16 protein-coding genes, 3 tRNA genes and 1 pseudogene are annotated in these 19611 nt (G+C 39.8%); 7 read left to right on the forward strand and 13 right to left on the reverse strand.

The window, feature by feature from the left end:
• Positions 1-10: 10 nt before the first annotated feature.
• Complete coding sequence (locus AB2N10_RS11475; protein ID WP_354625443.1) at positions 11-571, reverse strand: LON peptidase substrate-binding domain-containing protein; 561 nt, start codon at positions 569-571, stop codon at positions 11-13.
• 283 nt (positions 572-854) lie between these two features.
• Here AB2N10_RS11475 and AB2N10_RS11480 point away from each other — a divergent pair, with 283 nt between their 5' ends.
• A complete protein-coding gene (locus AB2N10_RS11480) occupies positions 855-1154 on the forward strand; it encodes an MGMT family protein (protein WP_354625442.1) in 300 nt (99 codons plus the stop codon).
• A 160-nt stretch (positions 1155-1314) separates the two neighbouring features.
• On the opposite strand, the gene AB2N10_RS11485 is transcribed toward AB2N10_RS11480, so the two are convergent.
• On the reverse strand, positions 1315-2316 hold the full coding sequence (locus AB2N10_RS11485) for a substrate-binding domain-containing protein (RefSeq protein WP_354625441.1): 1002 nt from the start codon (positions 2314-2316) through the stop codon (positions 1315-1317).
• Positions 2317-2562: 246 nt separating this feature from the next.
• The gene (locus AB2N10_RS11490) at positions 2563-3120 is read right to left on the reverse strand and encodes a hypothetical protein (protein ID WP_354625440.1); all 558 of its coding nucleotides are present in this window, start codon (positions 3118-3120) and stop codon (positions 2563-2565) included.
• A gap of 734 nt (positions 3121-3854) precedes the next feature.
• Here AB2N10_RS11490 and potA point away from each other — a divergent pair.
• From potA to AB2N10_RS11510, 4 genes are read left to right on the forward strand one after another with little or no spacing between them, the layout of a single operon-like run.
• A complete protein-coding gene (potA, locus tag AB2N10_RS11495; protein ID WP_354625439.1) occupies positions 3855-4961 on the forward strand; it encodes a spermidine/putrescine ABC transporter ATP-binding protein PotA in 1107 nt (368 codons plus the stop codon).
• Positions 4945-5817 carry a spermidine/putrescine ABC transporter permease PotB gene (potB, locus tag AB2N10_RS11500; protein WP_354625438.1) on the forward strand — a complete coding sequence of 291 codons (873 nt, stop codon included), beginning with the start codon at positions 4945-4947 and terminating at the stop codon, positions 5815-5817. Before potA ends, potB begins: the two co-directional genes overlap by 17 nt.
• Positions 5801-6571, forward strand: coding sequence for a spermidine/putrescine ABC transporter permease PotC (gene potC, locus AB2N10_RS11505; RefSeq protein ID WP_354625437.1), 771 nt, complete (start codon positions 5801-5803; stop codon positions 6569-6571). Before potB ends, potC begins: the two co-directional genes overlap by 17 nt.
• A 2-nt stretch (positions 6572-6573) precedes the next feature.
• The gene (locus AB2N10_RS11510) at positions 6574-7605 is read left to right on the forward strand and encodes an extracellular solute-binding protein (RefSeq protein ID WP_369433868.1); all 1032 of its coding nucleotides are present in this window, start codon (positions 6574-6576) and stop codon (positions 7603-7605) included.
• A 57-nt stretch (positions 7606-7662) separates the two neighbouring features.
• Here AB2N10_RS11510 and AB2N10_RS11515 read toward each other — a convergent pair whose 3' ends face one another.
• The 5 genes and pseudogenes from AB2N10_RS11515 to mqo all read right to left on the reverse strand — a co-directional run bounded on the left by AB2N10_RS11515 (position 7663) and on the right by mqo (position 12985).
• Positions 7663-8715 (reverse strand): 3-deoxy-7-phosphoheptulonate synthase, encoded by a 1053-nt coding sequence (locus tag AB2N10_RS11515; RefSeq protein ID WP_354625435.1) that lies wholly within the window; start codon positions 8713-8715, stop codon positions 7663-7665.
• An 80-nt stretch (positions 8716-8795) separates the two neighbouring features.
• Positions 8796-9176 carry an STAS/SEC14 domain-containing protein gene (locus tag AB2N10_RS11520; protein ID WP_354625434.1) on the reverse strand — a complete coding sequence of 127 codons (381 nt, stop codon included), beginning with the start codon at positions 9174-9176 and terminating at the stop codon, positions 8796-8798.
• 307 nt (positions 9177-9483) lie between these two features.
• Positions 9484-10548 carry an ATP-dependent 6-phosphofructokinase gene (locus AB2N10_RS11525; RefSeq protein ID WP_354625433.1) on the reverse strand — a complete coding sequence of 355 codons (1065 nt, stop codon included), beginning with the start codon at positions 10546-10548 and terminating at the stop codon, positions 9484-9486.
• Between the two features lie 37 nt (positions 10549-10585).
• A complete protein-coding gene (locus AB2N10_RS11530; RefSeq protein WP_369433869.1) occupies positions 10586-11311 on the reverse strand; it encodes a copper homeostasis protein CutC in 726 nt (241 codons plus the stop codon).
• Positions 11312-11504: 193 nt separating this feature from the next.
• Positions 11505-12985 (reverse strand): annotated as a pseudogene (mqo, locus tag AB2N10_RS11535) (malate dehydrogenase (quinone)).
• A gap of 796 nt (positions 12986-13781) precedes the next feature.
• Here mqo and brnQ point away from each other — a divergent pair.
• Both brnQ and AB2N10_RS11545 read left to right on the forward strand, forming a co-directional pair.
• Complete coding sequence (brnQ, locus tag AB2N10_RS11540; protein WP_369433870.1) at positions 13782-15101, forward strand: branched-chain amino acid transport system II carrier protein; 1320 nt, start codon at positions 13782-13784, stop codon at positions 15099-15101.
• A gap of 79 nt (positions 15102-15180) precedes the next feature.
• The gene (locus tag AB2N10_RS11545) at positions 15181-16344 is read left to right on the forward strand and encodes an aromatic amino acid transport family protein (protein ID WP_354625430.1); all 1164 of its coding nucleotides are present in this window, start codon (positions 15181-15183) and stop codon (positions 16342-16344) included.
• A 111-nt stretch (positions 16345-16455) separates the two neighbouring features.
• On the opposite strand, the gene AB2N10_RS11550 is transcribed toward AB2N10_RS11545, so the two are convergent.
• From AB2N10_RS11550 to AB2N10_RS11570, 5 genes are all read right to left on the reverse strand, one after another.
• Positions 16456-17340: a Gfo/Idh/MocA family protein gene (locus AB2N10_RS11550; RefSeq protein WP_369433871.1), complete on the reverse strand. Its 885-nt coding sequence runs from the start codon at positions 17338-17340 to the stop codon at positions 16456-16458.
• Between the two features lie 31 nt (positions 17341-17371).
• Positions 17372-18613, reverse strand: a complete 1242-nt coding sequence (locus tag AB2N10_RS11555) for a leucine-rich repeat-containing protein kinase family protein (RefSeq protein ID WP_354625428.1) — start codon at positions 18611-18613, stop codon at positions 17372-17374.
• Positions 18614-19129: 516 nt separating this feature from the next.
• A tRNA-Pro gene (locus AB2N10_RS11560) sits at positions 19130-19206 on the reverse strand.
• 126 nt (positions 19207-19332) lie between these two features.
• A tRNA-His gene (locus AB2N10_RS11565) sits at positions 19333-19408 on the reverse strand.
• 41 nt (positions 19409-19449) lie between these two features.
• Positions 19450-19526, reverse strand: a tRNA-Arg gene (locus tag AB2N10_RS11570).
• Positions 19527-19611 lie beyond the last annotated feature (85 nt).

Consider the following 19611-nt stretch of genomic DNA (forward strand, 5'->3'; position numbering starts at 1 on the left):
GCAATTTAGATCACAAAACCTCATGACGAATAACTTCTCCAATAAATTCCGCACAGGGTGAACAATCAGACTGCTTAGCCAACCAATATTTTTTACTGTCATCAATGGGCAATAATTCAAGCCAACGCTGACAAACCCAAGTTAGATTTTTAAAATCCTGATCCTTCAAGTTGTCACTATAAAGAGGATGACTAGTTAAGTAACCTCTTAACCTCGAAGCCATATATTGTTGTTTTTCGGGCAGTTTATATGTTTGCCAATGAGGTAAAATAACTATTTCTGCCTCTTTTAAGCCGTCTGATTGCACCGTAAAAGCCCCAATTTCCACTCTATCAACAGCTTCGACATCTATTGTCAAAACGCCCTGCTCATCCTTTTCAAAATCATAAATTTGCACACGACTGCCAATCGGATAAAATTCATCATTAATGGTGCATAGACAAATAACGAAACCATTACCATGCAGCAGAGATTGACTCACTAAGCGCAAATATCGAGGCTCAAAAATACGTAAACGAGTTTTACCGCCTGGCAATAAGAAAACAGGTAAGGGAAACAAGGCTAATTTCATGGTCAACTCCTCTTCTATCGCCGTTATTAAGCAAAATATTTAATAATACTAATCGGAATAAATAGCTGATCTATTTTACTGGTTAAAATAACTTACTTTTTTGTTGTAAGTTTCGTAAAGGGAACAACCATTTACGTCAACTTACGCGTCAAATTAAGCCATTTTTCCTGCGCAAAATTTAGATCACATACTTAATCCGATTGGTATAAATAGAGACGGCTTAGAAAAGAGTACGAGTGAAGGTGAGGTTTAGTTCACTACAATAAAAAATAAAGGCAATCGTGTGGATGAATTTAAAAGCAGTTTATACGCAAACTTAGCAGCAATCCCAGCAGGTAAATTAATTAGTTACGGTCAACTCGCGACACTTTGCGGATACCCGAATCATGCTCGCTATGTCGGAAGAGTATTATCCGCGTTACCTAAAGATAGTCAGCTACCTTGGTTTAGAGTGGTCAATAGCCAAGGAAAAATATCCCTTATGGGGGAAGCCTTTATACGACAAAGGGAGCTTCTTGAAAAGGAAGGGGTTATAGTCAGTGACAGCGGGAAAATAAGTCACTTTAAAAAAAGACAATACTAGCAGCCATTACACAAAATATTGATGTACTATTTTGCTAAATATCTTTAAATAAATAGAGGCGTAATACTGAGCGATTGACACCGCACAAACTAGAGCCGAGGGTACCTTGTTTAGCATAATAAAAAGCAGGTTGCGCTAGCTAGCCTTTGCAAATTATCTTTTATTTGGAACAAGTTTCATAAGAATCCTGTGTGCAATAGGTTAACGGAGTATAAATAACTTCCTCGTACTTTTGTTTTTCAATAATTTTAAGAAGTGTAAATATTATCTGCCTGCCCATTTCATAAGGCTTTTGACCAATGTTCACGTGAGCAAGATGGTCTCCTAGCATCTTTAACTGAATTTCAGATGCATCCGAAATAACAAGCACTATCTCTTTGCGCTCAAGTTTATCTTTAAACGGTTCAATCATGGTGCGGTATAGGGGGGCATCATTTTGTACCCAGCCACCAACGGCAATAAATGCATCAACCTTATTAGACGGTACTTTAAGCATTGACTCTAGCTGTTTAACAGAGCGGTTGATATTGTCATAATTTGGGATCGGAAGGCGCACTTCAGTCCATCCTAAATCATTTTTAAGTATTTCACCGGGAGGATTCTGATACTCTTTTCCAGATAGAGCGGAGCGCACCCCCATAATTCTTAGGTTTAAATTGGGCGAATCGGGTCTTCCTGTTTGAATAAGAAGCGTTCCACCAGCGGGGCGTATTTTTTTTAATTGCTCCCCCAAAGCCTTACCTAGTTCAAAATTGTTTGTCCCTATATAAGCCAAACGTAAGTTGTCATATTTTTCTAGGGTAACTGTATCAAAATCAGAATCATAAGTGATAACAGGAATTCCCAATTTTTTAGCTTTTTGCATGCTACTTTTAGCTAAGAAACGAGACTCAGTAACAGCGACGGCAATTCCATCAACACCTTCATTGAGTAACTCTTCTATAATTTTGTCCTGTATTCTGACATCTCCTTGAACAGGCCCACGGTATATACATTCAACCCCTTCGATTTGCGCAGCGGCATCTTGACACCCCTTTCCACTTTCATCAAAAAAAACACTATAATATTTTGGAACAACAGCAAATTTCAGGTTTTTTGCACTTACAGCAAATACGGTAAACATTAAAAAAACGATAGTTAGCCTTAGCATATTTCCCCTCATATCTATATTACCTCAAGCCTTGAACTGTTGTGCTTAGTTTACATGGCACACTTTATACTGCGTTTATTAATATCTTATAAGAGAATTTGTGCTCCACAGGAAGTGGCTGGAATCAGAGCTGATAATCATATTAGTAAGCCCCTACAAGTGAGGCTCAACCTAGAGTGTAGTATACATACAATTAAAACGCGGGCTTAAAAATGAAACTAGTATAGCGGCATCGGCAACCAGTCCTATCAATGTTTATTAGGGATAAACAGCTATAACCTGACATCGGTTTCCTGTCGACTTTGATAATTTATCAAATGATATCTTTAGTTTCCGTAACGAAGGAGTAGTCGCAAGTGATAAGTTGACATTTTCTATAACAAAGCATCCTTTTGATTCACACCTTTTATCAAAGCCAATGTGCTCATCTCCGTGGGCTCCAATGCCATAGCTATCGATAACAATGAAAAGCGGAGGGGTTAAAAGTATGAAGTCAAGAACATCACTATACAGGGTAGTATCCATAGAGCCATATTCAGGGGTTCCATAATTATTATTTTCAACATTCCCAGTAAAAAGAATGAGCGCTTTGCCTGACATATCCAGAGAAACTAAATCATCCACTGAAGGCATCTTTTCTGTACAATTAACCGTTACTACCTCTACCTCATAATCATTTTTTTCTGGTTCGGAGTCATAACAATCAATATGAGTTCCAATATGCCCAAAAGCACTAACCGCATCAGATTGACGTTTTGCCCACTCATAGGCGGCGTGCCCCTTTTCGACAATAAGGGTTAAATTTTCTTCATACATAAACTAAATCTCTTTAATACATATTAAGTAATATTAAACTATATACCCATGTTACCTCAATATGCTTTGTCAGGCGCGAGCTCGGATACCTGAGCAAGACGTAACGAGAGATAATTGTCATTCACTATTTGAGTGTTACAACGCAACACTGGTTTTCGAGCTAGCGCCCCGTAGGACAAGGAAAATAGCACCAATCTGCTTTGTTATAAAATATCTATGTAGAACTACTATACTTTTATTTTATGCCTCGCATCGCGGTACGCTTTTTCTTGCTGACTTTGCATCTTGAAGTATCATGGGTATATAACTAACGAGGTTGTAGAATTTTTCATTCGTAGTGCGATAACCTTCAATCAAAAAATGATTCATAATTTATTGATATTAAATTAAATAGTTTTTTTAAATCAAGGTGAAACGGTCAAAAAACACTATATCCGACCTACCAATAAATGGCGAGTATTTGTATCTAAAGTGATTGATATTTTGCAGGGAAATAACAAATAAAAACATTATTATTTGCTTTGATTTTTTTTATTGAATTTGACTAATATCACGGTACAATCGGCCAACAATTAACGGCACGAAAGAGCATTATATTATTATTTTTTGCAAGCTATATTGTTGATGGAAATGTTAACTCAATGAAGGCTATTGAGCTAATTACACACTTAAGTAACAACAATACTTAAGCTGATTTTAACAGCCACTATGGCTAGACTTTTGGAATATTGACAGTGACAGAGTGCCAACCTCTTTTACAACTATCAGGGGTCAGTAAAACGTTCGCCGATAATACGGTGTTAGACGATTTAGATCTGACTATTTACGATGGTGAATTTCTCACCTTATTAGGCCCATCTGGTTGTGGTAAAACGACCGTTTTACGCATCATTGCTGGCTTTGAGCAAGAAGATCAAGGGCAAATACTGCTCGATGAAAAAGATCTATCTATTCTTAAAGCAGAACATCGCCCAGTCAATACGGTATTTCAAAGCTATGCCTTATTCCCTCATATGAGCGTCTATGAGAACGTGGCATTTGGCTTGATAATGCATAAAGTGCCGAAAGCGGAAATTCAAGAGCGCGTGCTTGAAGCGCTACGTATGGTGCGCTTAGAAAGTTTTGCACAACGTAAACCGCATCAATTATCCGGTGGTCAACAACAGCGTGTTGCTATTGCACGAGCTGTGGTTAATCGCCCACGATTATTATTGCTCGATGAGTCATTAAGTGCGCTCGATTATAAACTACGTCAAGAGATGCAAATTGAGTTAAAACGGTTACAACGCCAACTCAAAATAACCTTCGTGTATGTCACCCATGACCAAGAAGAAGCGCTCTCCATGTCTGATAGGATTGTCGTTTTGAACAAAGGCAAAGTACAGCAGATTGGTACACCTCGTGAAATATACGAAACGCCTGTGAACCTTTTCGTGGCACGTTTTATCGGTGAAATTAATCAGTTTGATGGCCACGTTGTACGTCGAATTGATGAAAAGCATGTGGAAGTGATCGCAGAAGGGGCCGATTGGGTCGTACAAACCGACTACCCTTTTGCAGCCAACGATAAAGTGCATGTATTACTGCGCCCTGAAGATGTACGTCTAACGAAACCTGAATTGGCAAAAGAAACGGTACATATTGATGGCCATATCTACGAATGTAACTATAAAGGTAAAACCTTAGACTCTTATATTCGCTTATCAACGGGCACGACGGTCATCGCAAGTGAGTTTTTTGATGAAGATGATCCCGACTTTGATTATCGTCTAGGGCAAAAAGTCGCGCTGCAATGGATTACTGGTTGGGAAGTGGTGTTGCCTTATGAACAAACAATTTAATCAGTTTCGTTTCTGGGCAATAGGCCTTGCAACAAGCTGGCTAGCGCTGTTCGTTTTAGTGCCTAGTCTAATGGTATTAGTGACCAGTTTTCTAACCCGTGACGCTGATTTTTTAATTAAATATCAGTTTAGTTTAGATGGTTGGAAAGGTGTATTTGACCCAAGCTTTGTTACCTTGTTATGGGATTCGCTTTCCATGTCACTGATCACCTCGGTGATCTGTTTGGTCATCGCCTACCCCTTTGTAATGTGCCTAATGGGATTGCCGCAGCGTTGGCGGGGTATTATTCTATTTTTATTAATCATTCCCTTTTGGACCAATTCTTTGGTGCGCATTTATGCCATTCAATTTTTATTAGGTAAAAAGGGGCTTATTAATGAAGCGCTGCAATTTGTTGGCGTTATTGATAAACCATTAGATATGCTATATAGCCAGTTTGCCGTTATTTTTGGGCTCAGTTATATCCTCCTCCCCTTTATGATTTTACCCATCTATTCATCAATGGAGAAGTTGGATTTTAAATTACTCGATGCCGCCAAAGACTTAGGGGCGACTGCGACGCAACGTTTATTACGCATCACCTTACCATTAACATCACCGGGCATTATCGCGGGTTGTTTAATGGTCATACTCCCAGCGATGGGAATGTTCTTTGTGGCGGATCTATTAGGTGGATCTAAACATTCATTATTAGGTAATGTCATCAAAAATCAGTTTATCCAAACACGTGATTGGCCCTTTGGTGCCGCATTGAGCATGTTAATGATTTTCTTATTATCATTTATGCTCTGGCTTTATTACCGTGCGACGAAGATGTCGAACCGCGAAGGAGGCATCAATGACTCGGATTTTTAAATTAGGTTTCATCGGTTTGGTGCTCTGCTATGTATACACCCCGATTTTAATTTTAATTGTTAACTCCTTTAACATGTCACGTTATGGTAATAAATGGAGTGGTTTTACCTTTAAATGGTACGATAAATTATTCACTAATGACTCGCTAATGGAAGCCGCTTGGCATACCTTGCAAGTCGGTATTACTAGCGCAACGGCGGCAACGGTGATTGGCACCTTGGCGGCGGTTGCACTGCAACGTTACCGTTTTTATGGCAAAGGAGCGGTATCTTCATTGGTGTTTGTGAGTATGTTGACACCTGATATCGTAATGGCTATCGCGCTACTTATTCTATTTGTTAGCTTAGGAATAGAATTAGGCTATATTTCTCTATTAATTGCCCATATTACCTTCTGTTTACCCTTTGTGATTATTAGTGTTTTTTCTCGCTTAAAGGGGATGGATATGGCGGTGACTGAGGCGGCACGAGATTTAGGCGCTAATGAATGGCAAGTATTTAATAAAATTATCCTACCTATGATATTACCAGCGGTAGCATCGGGTTGGTTGTTAAGTTTCACTTTATCGATAGATGATGTGATTGTAAGTTCCTTTGTCACGGGACCAGGCTATGAAATATTACCACTTAAAGTGTATTCCATGGTGCGTGTTGGTGTCTCGCCAGAGGTAAATGCTATCTCTACCCTACTCTTTGTTGGTTCGGTAGTCTTAATTGTAATATCGCAACTATTGCTGCGTAAAAAAGGAAATTAATAATGAAAAAATGGTTAACACTTACAGCGGCAATGCTGATCAGTTTTTCAGCGCTCGCGGAAGAAAAAGTTGTACTGTATAACTGGGCTGATTACATTCCAGATTCAATCCTAAAACAATTTACTAAAGAAACGGGTATTAAAGTTGAAGTTGCTACCTTTGATAGTAATGAAACGATGTTTGCTAAGCTACAGCTAGTTAACGGTAAAGGTTATGACTTAGCGATTCCAACAACCTATTTTATCGAGCGAATGAAGCGTGCTGATCTGATACAACCACTTGATAAATCTAAGTTAAAAAATCTAGCTAACCTAGAGCCAAGCTTATTAAACCAAGCTTATGACCCGGAGAACAAATATAGTATCCCATATCTATGGGGTAGTACGGCGGTTGCGGTCAATAACGAAGAGATAGATCCTAAATCCATTACTTCGTGGAAGGATCTTTGGAAACCAGAGTTTAAAGATCAAATACTATTACTCGATGATGTTCGTGACATTTTCTTAATGGGGTTAAAAGTTAAAGGCTTTGAAAACAACACAAAAAATGAAGATGAAATCCGTCAAGCCTATGAAGCTTTGGTGGAATTATTACCGAATGTTAAGCTGTTTTTATCTGATTCACCAAAAGGCCCTCTGATTCAAGGCAACGTACCGATGGGCGTAATGTGGAATGGTGAAGCCTATATGGCACAAGCTGAATTAGGCACAGTGACATACATTTATCCAAGTGAAGGGGTGACATTTTGGGTAGACAGTTTCGTGATTCCGAAAGGCGCTGAAAACGTTGAAAATGCACATAAATTTATCGACTTTGTACTACGCCCTGAAATTGGTAAAATCATCGTTGAAGAAATCGGTAATTCAACCCCAAATAGAGCGACGATCCCTTTATTAAGTGAAGATATGCGTAACAATCCAATGGTTGTGCCACCTGCGGATGTTATCAAAAAAGGGACTTACCATAGCGATCTCGGTGAAGCTAATGCGATTTATGAAAAGTATTGGCAGATGCTAAAACAAGCAAAACCATAATTTACATTGCTCTTTTTAGTCCAAAAAAAACCGCTCAAGTGAGCGGTTTTTTATTAATTATGACATTCTTTCTCGACTAGCCTCAGCCAATTCAGCAAGCATTGCATCTGTATCATCCCAACTAATACAGGCATCGGTAATACTTTTACCAAAGACGAGCGCGTTGCCATCTTCGACCGACTGATTACCCTCTTCAATAAAGCTTTCAATCATCACGCCAGCAATAAAGGGGCTGCCGGAACGCATCTGTTGCATAATATCATGACCAACCTGCCACTGTTTTTTAAACTGTTTTAGACTATTACCATGACTAAAATCGACAACCAAACGTTTACTTAAACCAACTTTATCTAAAGCGATAGCCGCATCGGAAATATCTTCACTACTATAATTAGGCACCTTTCCACCACGTAAAATAAGATGCCCATAGGGATTACCTGCCGTTTTATAAATAGTCATACGACCAATTTTATCCGGTGAATAAAAAATATGACGCGCCTTCGCTGAGCGTATCGCATCAATGGCAATTTGCAAGTTACCATCGGTACCATTTTTAAAACCAACTGGACAAGAGAGCGCCGATGCCATTTCACGATGAATTTGACTTTCTGTGGTTCGAGCTCCGATAGCTCCCCAAGTCACTAAATCAGCAATATATTGACCTGTTACCATATCTAAAAATTCAGTGGCTGTCGCTAACCCCAATTCGTTTATATCCACTAACAATTTACGAGCCAGCTTAATTCCCTTATTAACATTATTACTACCATCTAAATCAGGATCGTTGATCAAACCTTTCCAGCCAACAATAGTGCGGGGCTTTTCAAAATAGGTACGCATAACTATACAGAGCTGATCGGTGTATTTATCTTTTAATTTTACGAGTCGTTTCGCGTATTCTAGCGCAGCTTCTGGATCGTGAATCGAGCAAGGCCCAACAATCACTAATAAACGAGGGTCTTCTCCCGATAATATCGCCTCCACCTCGCGCCTAGCTCGAGTAACCACGCCAGCCGCGACATCGGATATTGGTGAAACTTCAGCGAGTTCAGCTGGGGTAATCAAGTAATCTAGTTTTTCACTACGTAATTCATCTGTTTTTAATGGCATATCCATACTCTATTATCTGTTTATATTATTTCATACAATATAAAAATTATGCTTCGGTTAAAAGTAAAATCCCCCCTAAATTAATATTGTAGCCACATCATGGCTGCCTCATAATCATCGAAGGCTTTAATCTCTCCGGAGACAAACCATTCACTCACTTTAATACCTAACGCTCGCCACTCATTATTACCGTAAACAGCAATCTTAGAAAAACTCTCGCCATGCTTTAATCCTAACTTAAAATCATCCCAAGCAGCACGCAGCTCCCACCCTTCAAATTCACTAATATCAACCAAAACCTTGGCGCTCGATGACATCACTTTTTGCAATGCCGAATCGATCATCGGTGACAACACTTGGTAATCCGCGTGGTTCAGCTTTCCTATTGCTTTAACAACAATAATAAACTCTTCATCCACCCTTACCATACCCAGTGATAAACCATGATGTTGACGACTCATAATATCTCCTTAGTGTCTCTAAATAGTGGCAAATATAGAATGATACCAATCGGATTAAGTATGTGATCTAAATTTTGCACAGGAAAAATGACTTAATTTGTGGCGTAAGTTGACGCAACTGGTTGTTCCCTTTGCGAAACTTACAACAAAAAAGTAAGTTATTTTAACCAGTAGAATAGATCAGCGATTTATTCCGATTGGTATGAGTATAGATCGATAAATCAATAGTGGAGGCGCAGAATAAATCAGAGCAAAAAGATAATAACAGACTGAGGCGTCAGTCTGTTATTGATAAAAAGCGATAAAATTAATCGGCAAAAGAGATGCCTGTTTGACGAGCAGATTGCACAGATAAATGGTCTAGCGGTACCCGTTTCGTTTTCCCAGCGACCTTTTCAAGGGGCACTGTGACAACTTCAAGGCCATCGGTAGCAACAAGCACATTATACTCTCCTTTAAAAAGAAGCTCGGCGGCCTTAGTGCCGAATTGCGTTGCCAGCACCCTATCATAACCAGAAGGAGCCCCCCCTCTTTGCAGGTATCCAAGTACCGACACTCGCGATTCATAATTAGAAATGGCATTTAGTTCATTGGAAACTTTATAGGCAGCACTACTGATATTTTCAGCGGCTCTTTTCTTACGCAACTGTTTTTTCGTTAACTCCGCTTCATCAAGGGATTTTGCTCCCTCTGCCACGACAATTACAGAAAAGGGTGAATTGGCATTGACGATGCGTTTATCAATATGCTCTTTTAGTTTCTCAATATCATAGGGAATTTCAGGAATAAGTATGGCATCCGCACCACCTGCAATGCCGGCATAGAGGGCCAACCAACCAGCCGTGTTGCCCATAATTTCAGCAATCAATACGCGCTTGTGAGAATGTGCCGTAGTGTGTAACCGATCCACCGCGTCGGTACAAAATTCAAGGGCGGTATGAAAACCAAAGGTAATATCGGTGCCATAAAGGTCGTTATCAATGGTTTTGGGTAAGGCAATGACATTTAAGCCCCTTTGAGTTAGCCAATACCCTCGCTTAGCCGTTCCACCGCCACCGAGTACAACCAGGCAATCAAGCTCCCAGTCATTATAATGCTTAATCATCTTTTCGACTTTTTCTTCATCTTTAAAGGGGCGTTCACGTGAATTACCTAGTATAGACCCCCCCGTATGTAGAATGCCTGAAAAATCAGCTTGTTCCATTAACTTGGCATTATTTTCAACTAATCCTTTATAACCATCAAAAAAAGCAACGATTTCAATACCGTAGTTATTTTGTGCACTTTTTGCCAAACCTCTTAACGCGGCATTCAACCCCGGCGCATCGCCGCCCGCGGTTAATACACCAATTCTTTTAGTAACTGACTGCATACAAATAACCCCTTTCATTGTAAATAGTTATTATAGATCACCTTGCGATAGCGCTCTTTATTGCTGCTATATTCTCGGCTTTAGTGACACTAATCGTTTGAAATTCAGGTAAAGTCGCACAGGCGACTATCGTTTCCATGTCGCTTTGACGTGGCGTTTTACCTGATAAGTGCACCTCGTTAACGCCTGTTTTATTAATTATTGTTGCGACATTATCACCATTAACCCCCGCCCCGGCCATCACAGATAATCGACCTTTACATTGTAGAACCATTTTACGAATAGTCTCTGCACCGTTCACAGCATTATTTGCAAGACCAGAGGTTAATACGCGTTCACAACCTGCACCAAGAATAATTTCCAATGCTTCATGTACATCAGCGCAGCAATCAATGCCGCGATGAAAGGTTACACCAACCCCCTTCGCCTCTTTCATTAAACTACGTAAAATATCTCTATCAACTTGCGCATTTTTATTTAAACACCCCAGAACAACACCTTGAACTCCCTGAGTTTTGGCATGATGAATATCATGCAACATCATCTCGACTTCAAGGCTGGAATAGAGGAAATCACCATCGCGCGGACGGATCATGGTGTAAATTGGGATATGGGCATGTTTCAGTGCTAAGGCGATCAAACCATGATTTGGCGTCAATCCCCCCACCGCAAGAGAGCTGCATAGTTCGATGCGATCCGCTCCCCCCTTTTGTGCTGAAAATAAAGATTCGATATTATCAATGCATACTTCAATATTAACCATTTTTCACCCATAAAATAAAAAGCGTAACAGTGAATATACCATTGCGCATAAGTATCTGATCTATCTTGTTGGTTAAAATAATAGATAGCTACGTTGCATTCAATCGCAATAGCCAGTAATTACTCAATCATGCGCCTTGCTCTCCATTATTTTTCCTCAACAAGCCCTGATCACAATATTATGCGCAATGGTATTAGACCAATCCTAAGGTAGCTAATGTTTTTGCTTTAACTTTATTCAATAATTTTTCATTTTCGATAAGTGACTGACCGTATGAAGGGATCATCTCCACCATCGTCTTATTCCAGTCAGCTTCTTCAAATCTATCTGTAAAACATTTTTCAACCACATTGACCATCGCCTGGACAGCTGTTGAAGCTCCCGGTGAAGCGCCCAACAATACCGCTAACGTACCATCTTGAGAGGTCACCAATTCGGTGCCAAATTCAAGTTTGCCTATGCCATTCTTATCTTTTTTAATAACCATTACACGCTGGCCAGCTTGCGCTAATGTCCAATCGTCTTTATTAACTTCCGGGTAAAAATGACGTAACGCTTTTACTCTATCTTTATGAGATTGTAAGGACTCTTTTATTAAGTAATGGCTTAAATCTATATTCTTTGAACCAACTGATAGCATAGGCTTTAAATTAGTACCTGTAATGGATCCAAACAGATCCATTTTCGATCCTTTTTTCAAAAACTTCGTGGTAAAGCCAGCAAAAGGGCCAAATAATAGTGCAGGATTGCCATCAATAATACGCGTATCAAGATGAGGCACAGACATGGGAGGTGCGCCAATCGGCGCTTTTCCATACACTTTTGAGCGATGTTGTTCAACAATCTCAGGTTTGCGACAAACCAACCACTGTCCACTCACGGGAAAACCTCCGTACCCCTTACGCTCAGGAATACCCGATTTTTGTAACAGGGGTAATGCCCCGCCACCGGCACCAAGAAAAACAAACTTGGTATCGATCAATGCAGAATGCTTGCCTGTCCGTTCTTTAACACGTACCGCCCAATGACCATTATCATGCTGTTTGATGCGCGTTACATTGAAATTCAATAGTAATTCAAAGTTCGGGGCTTGTTGCAGATTTTTAACCATATTGCGGGTCAATGCACCAAAGTCGACATCGGAGCCATAATTAACACGCGTGGCAGCGACAGGTTGGTTAGTGTCGCGTTTACTCATTGCCAATGGCATCCACCCACGGATCACCTCAGGATCTTCACTATACTGCATATCTTTAAATAGATGATGAGCACTGAGGCGTTCATAGCGTTGGCGAAGAAATGCCACATCTTTTCCCCCCAAACTAAACTTTGGTGTGGAATAGAGTTAATAAATTCACTCGGGTTTGGTAAAATATTTTTTTCTACCAAATAACTCCAAAGCTGCAAAGTCACTTCAAAGGAAGCGTTAATAGCTAGCGCGCGATCAATATCTACACGTCCATCATCACCTTGAGGGGTATAGTTCAATTCACAATATCCCGCATGACCAGTACCGGCATTATTCCATCCATGTGTACTTTCATGGGCGACATGATCCAATCGCTCAACCATTAAAATTTTTAATGATGGATCAAGTTGTGTCAATATCATACCTAGCGTTGTGCTCATGACTCCACCACCAACAAGCAGGACATCTACCGTTTTTATATCCATTAAAACCTAGCCTTTACAAATTAATCTGAAATCTACTATTTGAACCTAACAAGTAAAAGCCCTTTACAGTTAATTAAATAGTGATAGGTTAAAATCCATTTGATTTTTGAGAGGAATCGATTCTAACCAAAATTTAGACTGGAAACTAGGGAATAATGTTGCCTAAGTTTGAAATATGTTAACGTTTTGTAAACACCCATCTACAACTAGCCATGCTATAGCCATGATACTTAAAGATGCGAAACGGATAATCATTTACTTCCTGCATTGTTGCAATACCTTATATGGCCCCTCTCCGGTTGCAAGACAATGTAGATAGTTGAAAAGAAAAATATAGAGCAAAAATAAATCAAAATAATTTTTAAAAATGAACTTACATTTCAAATATTTATGCAATTCAACGAAAACAAAAATGCCCATTACAACTGAAATTTATCCTATTAATTAGATAGATGCCAATAATTTTAATTATTACTACCTGAATAAATACCCGCTTAAAACGCGCAGTTAACCACTTCACTTTCATGGTTAATTGGTCATTTAAATTTCATTATCTCTTTTGCTCTTTTGTCCCCCTAGTAAATAATTACAATTATGGTAAAAATGTCCTCTTTCGCTCTACTAATAATTGACGAGCTACACAACGAGTAGGTTGATTCGCACATAATTTCTTACCTCATGGATGACGCATAAAATATTTCAGTGCATTGATGGTTTACCTCTTTTTTAATAAACAGTATCAACTCCCGTAATTAGATAATTATAGGATTTGCTATGAATGCAACAGGAATATTGAATGAAAAATCGTTTATCGGGTTTTGATATACTCGCTTTAGGCTTCATGAATTTTGCCTTTTTTTTAGGGGCAGGTAACATCATTTTCCCTCCACTGGCAGGCGCAATGGCTGGAGAAAACTTAACGCCAGCAACACTTGGTTTTTTAGTCACTGCCGTAGGCCTTCCGCTGATCTCCTTAATTGCAGTCGCAAAAGCAGGAGGCGGTATTATTGAGATGGCAAAATATCTGCCGAGTAAAGCGGCAACACTATTAGCGCTTGCTGTATTTATTGTTATTGGCCCAAGTTTCGCAACGCCAAGAGCGGCATTAGTCGCCTATGAAATAGGCATCTCTCCTTTTTTAGCAACCCCGGATGCAACGAGTTTAGCGATCTTCTCCATTGTGTTCTTTTTAATCACAGGTTACCTATCACTATCAACGGGTAAATTATTAGATATGATTGGTAAAGTGATCACGCCGTTACTAATTATCTTATTGATTATCCTATCCGTCGCCGTTTTTACTACCCCACTTGCAGAGTTAGGCAGTGCCACCCAAGAATATATTCATAATCCATTTATGAAAGGCTTTTTAGAAGGCTATAACACAATGGATACGCTAGGCGCTTTGGTTTTTGGCATATTAATTATTAACGTTATCAAATCAAAGGGCGTTGATGATAAGAAAGCACAATATAAATATCTCATTATGGCAGGCAGTATTGCAGCTTTTGGGTTAGCTTTTGTTTATTTATCACTCTTCTATTTAGGTGGAACAAGCCAAGGAATTGCCGGTAATGTCAGCAATGGCGGCGAAATAATCGCTCTTTATGTACAAGCACTATTTAATACCAAAGGGCTAATTTTACTCGCCTTAGTCGTTGGATTAGCCTGCTTAACGACCGCAGTTGGCTTAATCAGCGCGATGGCTGAGTTTTTAGTGACCCTAAAACCCAATTGGAATAGAAGCCGCTTAGTCATCATCAACTGTGCATTATGTGCGTTGGTAACCAATGTCGGTTTAAGTCAACTTATCAGTTTATCTGTACCTGTTTTATTTATTATCTATCCCGTGGCGATTGCACTGGTTGCCTTAACCTTATTAAGTGGCTTTATTAGCAAGAAGCAACTGAGCTATCGTTTTGTAATATCGATCGCCCTCTTCTTTGGGCTATTGGATGGTTTAAAAGTTGCGGGTGTGAATATGCATAACTTTGATTTTTTACCCTTGTTTGAGAAGGGAATGGCATGGTTTCTACCAACTTTTGCTGCATTAATTATCGCTGTTTTTGTCTTTAAAGAATCAACTGAAAAAGTAAGCCAACCCGTTGAGTCTTAATACTAAGTAATTTAAAACTAACTGTTAATTTAATAGTCCATTTTTATTTTACCTGCTTAGCAATTTTTATGGAGATAGTATGAATTTAAAACTTTTAGGCGGCATGTTACTCATTGCTGGTACAGCCCTTGGTGCAGGTATGCTCGCCATTCCAATGGTGCTAGCGCAATTTGGTATGCTTTGGGGATCACTATTAATGCTAGGCATCTGGATTGGTACAACCTATGCCGCATTGTTATTATTGGAAGCAACGCTCCACAGTGGTGGCGGCATCGGCATGAACAGTATTGCACAAAAAACACTTGGCAAGCCGGGGCAACTTATCACTAACGGTTTACTATATTGTTTAGTCATCTGTTTGATGATCGCCTACATTGTTAGCGCAGGTGATTTAATAAGAGAATTGTTAAATCACCTCGGTTGGCAACTTAACCTATGGCAAAGCCAGCTGCTCTTTACACTGGTCACTGCTGCTTTTATTAGCAAAGGTACCGCGAGTGTTGATAAGCTTAATCGCGTACTCTTTTTAGCGATGATCATCACTCTAGTGATAACACTGCTTTACCTGTTGCCAAATATTGAAATCGGTCATTTTGTTCAGCAAAATAATAGCAATAAAGTTGAGCTCATCAAAAATAGTGCAGTGCTATTTACCAGCTTCGGTTTTATGGTGGTGGTGCCGTCAGTCGTAAAATACAATAGTGAAGCAACTCATCAACAATTACGCAATATGGTCGTTATCGGTTCCATGCTGCCGTTTATCTGTTATTTGTTATGGTTAGTTGCCGTTATTGGCAATTTACCCACAGAACAACTCGTCAGCTTTGCAAACGTCTCTCAATTAATCACCATATTAAGCGCCCAATATAATAGCTTAGGCATTGTTTTGACGCTATTTACGGCACTTGCGATAGTCACTTCATTTATGGGCGTTGCGATGTCGCTATTTGATCAAAATCGTGATTTATTTAAGGGTAATAAAAGCGCTACGTTTTTAGTTACTTTTATATTGCCACTGCTCGGTGCCATTTGGGCAAAAGAGCAGTTTATCGGTGTCTTAGCATACGCGGGCATTATTCTGGTATTCTTAGCGGTTTTTGTGCCAATGGCAATGGTAGTTAAAGTTCGCTCTGCTAAATTCAAAAAAACCGACGCGGCGCCTTATCAAGTAGCAGGCGGTAAATCGGCATTAGTAGCATGTTTCTCTTTTGGTGGTTTCTTACTGTTTTCACAACTTATTTAATCATCATTCTCGTTGATGGTCAGTACTTACGCAATGACCATCAACTCACTATTTAAGCTTTAATAAGCTGCTGCACTTTCCCACAAATAGCCTCCGCTAATTGATGACTACTTAGATTACGATGATCACTGACTGTTTTAATTTTCCTGATTGCACCACACTTAACCAATCATCAATCATATCCGCGAAGCCCTTTGCGGTTAACATCGGCGTCCAATCTTCAAGCTGAATGAGCGAGGTTTGCTTATCTTGCAAACACTTTCCACTAATAAAGGAATCAAACTGATAAGCGCGATTTTCAAAACTGGCTGATACATGCTCACAGGTGATACCGTATAGACGATTCATGGAGGCATGTAACAGTGTATTGTTCGATTGCCACTGCACATCTAACCGAGCTAACTGAGCTAACTGAGTTCCCTTAAATTGACTCGTCAGGTGAACACCTTGCAAGTCGCTTTTAGCATCGAGATTAACACTATCTAAGGGATGAATAAAATCATCAAAAATAAAATCACGAATATTTCCCGGTAGATTATGGCGATTTTTTTGCCAGTGTAATGATAATAAAGGCGATGCCAAATTAACGCTTTGCAGATCCCCCAAATGACGGTTATAAAGCGGAATAAAACGGCGATTAAACCCCATATACAGCGGCACTTGTTTCGCTTGTGCTAACTCATAGAGTTTTTCACAGTCAAAGGCGTTATCTGCAAGCGGTTTATCAACAAAGGTTGGTATACCCTGCTGTAAAAAATAGGCCGCTATTTCAGGGTGAGAAACGGTACTGCTGTGGATCATCACTGCATCAATATTGGCCTTACTCAGTTGGCGATAATCTTGATAAAGGGTTGTAACTCGGTATTGCAAAGCGAGCTTTTGCAAGGTCGCATTATTACGCGTGCAAAAAATCAACTCCACATCATTTAACTGAGTTAAGATAGGCAAATAAGCCTTCTGTGCAATATCACCAATCCCCACAATCGCAATTCTCATATCCCTCACCCTCTCAACGTTTAAAATATTTTTAAGAATCTACCCTCAGCTTTAACTGTCGATAATTAACACTATTTTTATCTTCTTCCGCGCAAACACTAAGCAGATCATCAATAAAATAGCAGTAGGCTCGATACTCAATCTGCTTTATTTTCTGTTGCTCTGTAGAGCTTAACATGTGGTACATCGTCGCCGCGCCAAAATCACCAAAAATGATATTAGCTTGCTCATCAAAAAGCGTGTTGTGCGCATACAAATCCCCATGACAAACTTGATTGGCATGTAAATGATTAAAGACCTCTTCCATTTGTGCCACTATTTTTTCAATTTGCCCAATGGACAAAGTAAAATCAGGGGCAAAGGTATCACGTGTACAGGTTTTAAAGCAGGGTGGTAACCCAAGGTTACGATAATGGTCAGGTATTAAGTTCATAATTAATGCTAAATACCCTTTTTCATCGACCTGCGCTAATGACCGCACAAGATTCACGTGATTTCCCAGCTTTAAACACGCTTGCAATTCATCCTGCGGATAACCATCACTGGTGACCTCACCTTTAAACACTTTAACGGCAATAGCATCAGGTAAGTCTGGTTGCGGCTGATTCCAAAGCGCCTTTGATATAACACCAGAAGCCCCCTGCCCTAATACCTCGCATAGTGTAAAGCTTGTTGATGGCACAACAGGTACAGAGTCAATACGGAGATCAGATTGGCTAAAGGGATTACCTGAAAAGGCAAACCATGCCAATTTTGGTAAATCGAGCAACTGCTGCGGACATTCCGTTAATCGATTCGCTGAAATTCGCACTAACTCTAGGTTGTGAGAGTGAGCCAAAGTGTGCGGTAAATGAGTTAATAAATTACCCGCCAATGCCAATTTTTGCAGTCTAGGTCGCTCGCCTAAAGAGTTTGGCAAGATTTCAATACGGTTGTCCGTTAAAATAAGCCAACGCAGTTTAGGTGGGAGAGCATTTTCTGGTACATCGCTGATTTTATTAGATTTGAAACCGACCATCTCTAAATTTTCGCATTGCCCAAGCACCTCAGGGAGGGTTTCAAAGTGATTATGAGAGGCAAAAATAATTTTCAGCTTAGTTAACTGCTTTAACTCATCGGGCAATGAACTTAATTGATTGTTCGATAAATCAAGGATCTCTAAGCTATCCGCCAAGGATAAAATCTCTAATGGGAAGGAAGTTAATTGTTCTGATAATGTTAAACGCTGAATACCAGTGAGTTTGCCTGATCGTAACTGAGCGAGAGTATGCAAAATAAGTAATCCATAATAGGTGATATTTAAAACGCCCAGTAGTTTACTAGAAAAGAGCAAGCACTGTCGGCTTAGCTTGAAAAATTTATTGTTTAAGGCATCTATATTTAAAGAATGATGACAAACTGCAGACGAAAAAACCGCAACAAGTGCGGTCTTTCTGAAAGTGGTCGGTGATAGATGGAGCGAACAAGCGACAGCTTGATGTCTGAGCAATCTTCTATGTGATACTAACACTACTATCTAGCTAAACTTTTATACTTCCAAAGCGACTTTAAGTATTGTGACTATTACGAAATTCAGGCGAAAAAAAACCGCAACAAGTGCGGTCTTTCTGAAAGTGGTCGGTGATAGATGGAGCGAACAAGCGACAGCTTGATGTCTGAGCAATCTTTTATGTGATACTAACACTACTATCTAGCTAAACTTTTATACTTCCAAAGCGACTTTAAGTATTGTGACTATTACGAAATTCAGGCGAAAAAAAAACCGCAGCAAGTGCGGTCTTTCTGAAAGTGGTCGGTGATAGAGGATTCGAACCTCTGACCCTCTGGTCCCAAACCAGATGCGCTACCAAGCTGCGCTAATCACCGAAAATCTATATTTAAGACTTTACATATTACGGGTCAGACCCTCTGGTCCAACTCTTTGTAAACCCAAGGAGATGCGCTACCAAGCTGCGCTAATCACCGAGAATCTTGTTTTACATCGAGAAAAGATGGGGCGAATGACGGGGATTGAACCCGCGACAACCGGAATCACAATCCGGGGCTCTACCAACTGAGCTACATCCGCCACTAAAACTTATTTACGCTACCAAGCTGCCTACCGAAATATGGTGCACCCGACAGGAGTCGAACCTGTGGCCTTTGCCTCCGGAGGGCAACGCTCTATCCAACTGAGCTACGGGTGCTCACATCTTTAGCGTGGCGCGGATAATACTGGGAGTTATCTTTTCTGTCTACTACTTTTTACTACTTTTTTTAATTTTATTTAAC

It is taken from the genome of Psychromonas sp. MME1, assembly GCF_041080865.1.
Classification (GTDB): Bacteria; Pseudomonadota; Gammaproteobacteria; order Enterobacterales; family Psychromonadaceae; genus Psychromonas.

Coding starts and splice junctions, on each gene's coding strand:
- potB (WP_354625438.1), top strand. CDS start 4,945: ATGAACAAACAATTTAATCAGTTTCGTTTCTGGGCAATAGGCCTTGCA.
- potC (WP_354625437.1), top strand. CDS start 5,801: ATGACTCGGATTTTTAAATTAGGTTTCATCGGTTTGGTGCTCTGCTAT.
- AB2N10_RS11520 (WP_354625434.1), bottom strand. CDS start 9,176: ATGAGTCGTCAACATCATGGTTTATCACTGGGTATGGTAAGGGTGGAT.
- AB2N10_RS11530 (WP_369433869.1), bottom strand. CDS start 11,311: ATGGTTAATATTGAAGTATGCATTGATAATATCGAATCTTTATTTTCA.
- AB2N10_RS11550 (WP_369433871.1), bottom strand. CDS start 17,340: ATGAGAATTGCGATTGTGGGGATTGGTGATATTGCACAGAAGGCTTAT.
- brnQ (WP_369433870.1), top strand. CDS start 13,782: ATGAAAAATCGTTTATCGGGTTTTGATATACTCGCTTTAGGCTTCATG.
- AB2N10_RS11545 (WP_354625430.1), top strand. CDS start 15,181: ATGAATTTAAAACTTTTAGGCGGCATGTTACTCATTGCTGGTACAGCC.
- AB2N10_RS11490 (WP_354625440.1), bottom strand. CDS start 3,120: ATGTATGAAGAAAATTTAACCCTTATTGTCGAAAAGGGGCACGCCGCC.
- AB2N10_RS11485 (WP_354625441.1), bottom strand. CDS start 2,316: ATGAGGGGAAATATGCTAAGGCTAACTATCGTTTTTTTAATGTTTACC.
- AB2N10_RS11510 (WP_369433868.1), top strand. CDS start 6,574: ATGAAAAAATGGTTAACACTTACAGCGGCAATGCTGATCAGTTTTTCA.
- AB2N10_RS11475 (WP_354625443.1), bottom strand. CDS start 571: ATGAAATTAGCCTTGTTTCCCTTACCTGTTTTCTTATTGCCAGGCGGT.
- AB2N10_RS11525 (WP_354625433.1), bottom strand. CDS start 10,548: ATGCAGTCAGTTACTAAAAGAATTGGTGTATTAACCGCGGGCGGCGAT.
- AB2N10_RS11515 (WP_354625435.1), bottom strand. CDS start 8,715: ATGCCATTAAAAACAGATGAATTACGTAGTGAAAAACTAGATTACTTG.